The sequence below is a fragment of the Arthrobacter crystallopoietes BAB-32 genome, assembly GCF_000328305.2.
Classification (GTDB): Bacteria; Actinomycetota; Actinomycetes; order Actinomycetales; family Micrococcaceae; genus Crystallibacter; species Crystallibacter crystallopoietes_A.
In genome coordinates this window covers 1-4,912 of record NZ_ANPE02000208.1, presented here as the reverse complement: position 1 = coordinate 4,912, position 4,912 = coordinate 1, and the positions used below count along the sequence as shown (strand labels likewise).

At 68.6% G+C, this 4,912-nt stretch carries 3 pseudogenes; all 3 read left to right on the top strand.

The annotated features are described in order from the left end of the window. The first annotated feature begins 198 nt into the window (after nt 1–198). Nucleotides 199–2,387 (top strand): annotated as a pseudogene (gene glgX, locus D477_RS16560) (glycogen debranching protein GlgX). Continuing rightward, nucleotides 2,384–4,686, top strand: a pseudogene (treY, locus tag D477_RS16555) (malto-oligosyltrehalose synthase). The pseudogenes glgX and treY overlap by 4 nt, the downstream one beginning before the upstream one ends. Beyond that, a pseudogene (locus D477_RS16550) lies at nt 4,683–4,912 on the top strand (malto-oligosyltrehalose trehalohydrolase); the annotation flags it as partial. The pseudogenes treY and D477_RS16550, both read left to right, overlap by 4 nt.

Genomic DNA, 4,912 nt, shown 5'->3' with positions numbered 1-4,912 from the left:
CCATGGGCCCCCACAAGTCCGCCGTCTGCTGTGCCTGCAGTCTAACGAGCAGATCCCGGCGCCCGCCATACCCGCCGAACTTCGGCCCGCGACGTCGCCGCCGCCGTCATGGACGTTACGCGTTACGCGGATTGCACATAACTGTCGCTTGAATGGGGTAAGAAGAATACTGATGATCCCCAACGTCAGGAGCAGTTGATGGAAGCATGGCCCGGAGATGCCTACCCGCTCGGCGCCACTTATGACGGCAACGGCACGAATTTCGCGATCTTCAGTGAAGTAGCGGACGCTGTCTACCTTTGCCTGTTCGACGACGACGGCAACGAGACGCGCGTCAAGCTGCGCGAAGTGGACGGCTACGTCTGGCACGCCTACCTGCCGCAGATCCTGCCCGGCCAGAAGTACGGCTACCGGATCGAGGGCCCGTACGACCCGGCCAGCGGCGTGCGCTGCAACGTGAACAAGCTGCTCCTCGACCCCTACGCCAAGGCGGTCAGCGGCGAGATCGACTGGGCGCAGCCGCTGTTCGGCTACAACTTCGGGGACCCGGACTCGCGCAATGACGAGGATTCCGCCAAGCACATGATGCTGGGCGTGGTGGTCAGCCCGTTCTTCGACTGGGACGGGGACCGCAAGCCCCGCACGCCGTACCACCGCTCGGTGATCTACGAGGCGCATGTGAAGGGCCTGACCCAGCTGCACCCGGATGTGCCCGAGGAGCAGCGCGGCACGTACGCCGGCGTGGCGCACCCCTCGGTGATCGCGCACCTGCAGAAGCTGGGCGTCACGGCGATCGAGCTTATGCCCGTGCACCAGTTCGTCAACGACAGCACCCTGCAGGAGAAGGGGCTGTCCAACTACTGGGGCTACAACACCATCGGCTTCTTCGCCCCGCACAACAAGTACTGCGCCACCGGGGACGCCGGCCAGCAGGTGCAGGAATTCAAGGCGATGGTGCGCGAGCTGCATCTGGCCGGGATCGAAGTCATCCTGGACGTCGTCTACAACCACACGGCGGAGGGCAACCACCTGGGGCCCACACTTTCCTTCCGCGGCATCGACAACCAGGCCTACTACCGGCTGATGGAGGACGAGCCGCAGTACTACATGGACTACACCGGCACGGGCAATTCGCTGAACGTCCGGCATCCGCACTCGCTGCAGCTGCTGATGGACTCGCTGCGCTACTGGGCCACCGAGATGCACGTGGACGGTTTCCGCTTCGACCTGGCGTCGACGCTGGCCCGGGAGTTCTACGATGTGGACCGGCTGTCCACCTTCTTCGAACTCTGCCAGCAGGATCCGGTGGTTTCGCAGGCCAAGCTGATCGCCGAGCCGTGGGACATCGGCCCCGGCGGCTACCAGGTGGGCAACTTCCCGCCGCTGTGGACCGAATGGAACGGCAAGTACCGCGACACGGTCCGCGACTTCTGGCGCGGCGAACCGGCAACCCTGGGCGAGTTCGCCTCCCGGATCACCGGCTCGTCGGACCTGTACGAGGATTCCGGCCGCGCCCGGTGGCGTCGATCAACTTCGTCACCGCCCATGACGGCTTCACGCTGCGGGACCTGGTTTCGTACAACGAGAAGCACAATGAGGCCAACGGGGAAGACAATAACGACGGCGAATCCCACAACCGCTCGTGGAACTGCGGCGCGGAGGGACCCACGGAGGACGAGAAGGTGCTGGCGCTGCGGGCCCGCCAGCAGCGCAACTTCCTGGCGACGCTGCTGTTGAGCCAGGGTGTGCCGATGATTGCGCATGGCGATGAGCTGGGCCGCACCCAGCAGGGCAACAACAACGTGTACTGCCAGGACTCGGAGCTGTCCTGGATCGACTGGGACAAGGTGGACCAGCCGCTGCTGGAGTTCGTCGCGGCGGTGAACCGGCTGCGTTCGGAGCACCCGATCTTCCGGCGCCGCCGGTTCTTCGACGGCCGGCCGGTGCGCCGCGGCGAGGGGGAGGCGCTGCCGGACATCGCCTGGCTCACGCAGGACGGCACGCCGATGGAACCGGAGGACTGGGACTCGCCGATCGGACGGTTCATCGGGGTCTTCCTGAACGGGCGGGGCATCGGCGGCCGGGACGACCGCGGCCAGCCGATCACGGACGAGAACTTCCTGATCTACTTCAATGCGGACGATGTGGCGGTGGACTTCGTGCTGCCGTCGAAGGACTACTCCAGGAAGTGGGACGAGGTCATCGACACGGCCGGTGAGTACGCCGACTCCGAACCGATCGCCGCCGGCCGGAAGATTGCGGTGCAGGCGAAGTCCATGGTGGTGCTGCGGGCCCACACTCCGCCGCCGGAGGAACCGGACCACTCGGTGGCGGCCTCGCTGGCGGTGCTGGCGGACGAGAAGGGCGCCCGGAAGGACCACGCATGAGGACGCCCCTGTCCACGTACCGGCTGCAGATCCGGGAGTCCTTCACCCTGTTCGACGCCGCGGCGCAGGTGCCGTACCTGCGCCGCCTGGGCGCGGACTGGGTCTACCTCTCGCCGATCCTGACCGCCGAGCAGGGCTCGGACCACGGCTACGACGTGACCGACTTCTCCGCCGTTGACCCGGCCCGTGGCGGCGCCGCCGGACTGAAGGCGCTCTCCGACGCTGCGCACGCGGCGGGCCTGGGAGTGCTCGTGGACATTGTGCCCAACCACATGGGCGTGGCGACGCCGGCACAGAACCGCTGGTGGTGGTCGCTGCTGGCTGAAGGGCGCGGCTCCCGCTACGCCGAGGCCTCGACGTGGACTGGGACGCTGCCGGCGGCCGGATCCGCCTGCCCGTCCTCGGGGACGGCGAAGGCGAACTGGACCAGCTGAAGCTGGCCGGCGGCGAGCTCCACTACTACGACCACCGCTTTCCGGTCGCTGCGGGCACCGCGGAGGACGGGGCGTCCGCACGCGAGGTCCACGACCGCCAGCACTATGAGCTGGTCAACTGGCGCCGCGCGGACTCCGAACTGAACTACCGGCGCTTCTTCGGCGTCAACAGCCTCGCCGGCGTGCGCGTGGAAGTGCCCTGGGTCTTCGAGGAGTCGCATGCGGAGATCAAGCGTTGGTTCGACGAGTCGCTGGTGGACGGGCTGCGGATCGACCACCCGGACGGCCTGGCCGACCCGGCCGGCTACCTGGAGCAGCTGCACGAGCTGACCGGCGGCGCCTACGTGCTGGTGGAGAAGATCCTGGAACCGGGGGAGCACCTGCCTGCGCGCTGGCACTGCCAGGGAACCACCGGCTACGACGCGCTCGCCGACGTCGACCGTCTGTTCACCGATCCTGCCGGCCGGGCCGGGCTGGAAGCGGTGGCCCCGGTGGAGCCGTTCCATGAGATGATCCATGGCACCAAGCGGGCCATCACAGACGGCATGCTCCGCTCGGAGGTGCTGCGCCTGGTCCGGTTGATTCCGGCCGAGGCGGACCTGCCGGAGGAGGCCGCCGAGGATGCCCTGGCCGAGCTGTTGACCTGCTTCCCGGTCTACCGCAGCTACCTCCCGGACGGCGCCGAGTATCTGGCGCAAGCGTCGATCGCAGCGCAGGTCCGCCGTCCGGAGCTCGCCCCGACCATTGCCGCGCTGCAGCGCCTGCTGTCCCCCGGAGACGGGCTGACCGAACTGGCCGTGCGATTCCAGCAGACCTCCGGCATGGTCATGGCCAAAGGCGTGGAGGACACGGCGTTCTACCGCTACCCGCGGCTGACCTCGCTGAACGAAGTCGGGGCAGACCCGTCCATCTTCTCGGTGGACCCGTTCGAACTGCACCAGCGGCTGCTCCGGCGCGAACTGCACGCCCCGCTGGCGATGACGGCACTGTCCACGCATGACACGAAACGCAGCGAGGACACGCGGGCCCGGATCAGCGTGCTCTCCGAGCTCCCGGAGGAATGGTCGGCGGCGGTGTCCCGGCTGGAGGCAGCCGCCCCGATCGGGGACGCGCCGCTGGCAAACCTGCTGTGGCAGGCGCTGCTGGGCGCCTGGCCGCTGAGTCGCGAGCGGGCGCACGCCTATGCGGAGAAGGCGGCCCGGGAAGCCGCCGATTCGACCACCTGGGTCGCGCCGGACGAGGAGTTCGAGCGGCGGATGCACGCGGCGGTCGACGCTGCTTTCGACGACGCAGGGGTCCGCGGGATCCTCGACTCGCTGGCCGGGGCGGTCAGGGCGGCCGGCTGGAGCAACTCGCTCGCAGCCAAGCTTGTCCAGCTGACCATGCCGGGCGTCCCGGACGTCTACCAGGGCACCGAATTCTGGGACCACTCGCTGGTGGATCCGGACAACCGGCGGCCAGTGGATTTCGCCGCTCGTATGCAGTCACTGGAGCGGCTGGAGTCCGGGACCGGGCCGGGAATCGACGAGGCGGGTGACGCCAAGATGCTGGTGGTCTCCCGCGCCTTGCGGTTGCGGCGGGAACGGCCGGAGCTGTTCACCGAATACCGGGCCGTGCACGCCACGGGACCTGCCGCCGGCCATATCTTCGGCTTTGACCGCGGCGGCGCCATCACGCTCGCTACCCGGTTGCCGCTGGAGACTGGCCAGGGCTCTGGCGGGTGGCGGGACACCGCCGTCGTACTGGCCCCCGGACGCTACCGGGACGAGCTCACCGGCCTGTGGTTCAACAGCACCGGCAGCCTGCCCCTGGCCGAAGTGTTCCGAAGCCTGCCGGTAGCCCTGCTGACGAGGGAGGAAGCATGAGCCGCTTCGACGTCTGGGCCCCGAAAGCCGGTTCAGTGGGACTGACCGCGGACGGCCAGGACTTCGCGATGGAACGCGCGGACGGCGGCTGGTGGCGGCTGCCCGCCGGCGCTGCAGTTCCCGGCGGCGAGGTGGACTACGGGTACCGGATCGACGGCGCGGAGAAGCCACTGCCGGACCCGCGCTCGCGCCGCCAGCCGGACGGCGTGCACGGGGCTGTCGCGGA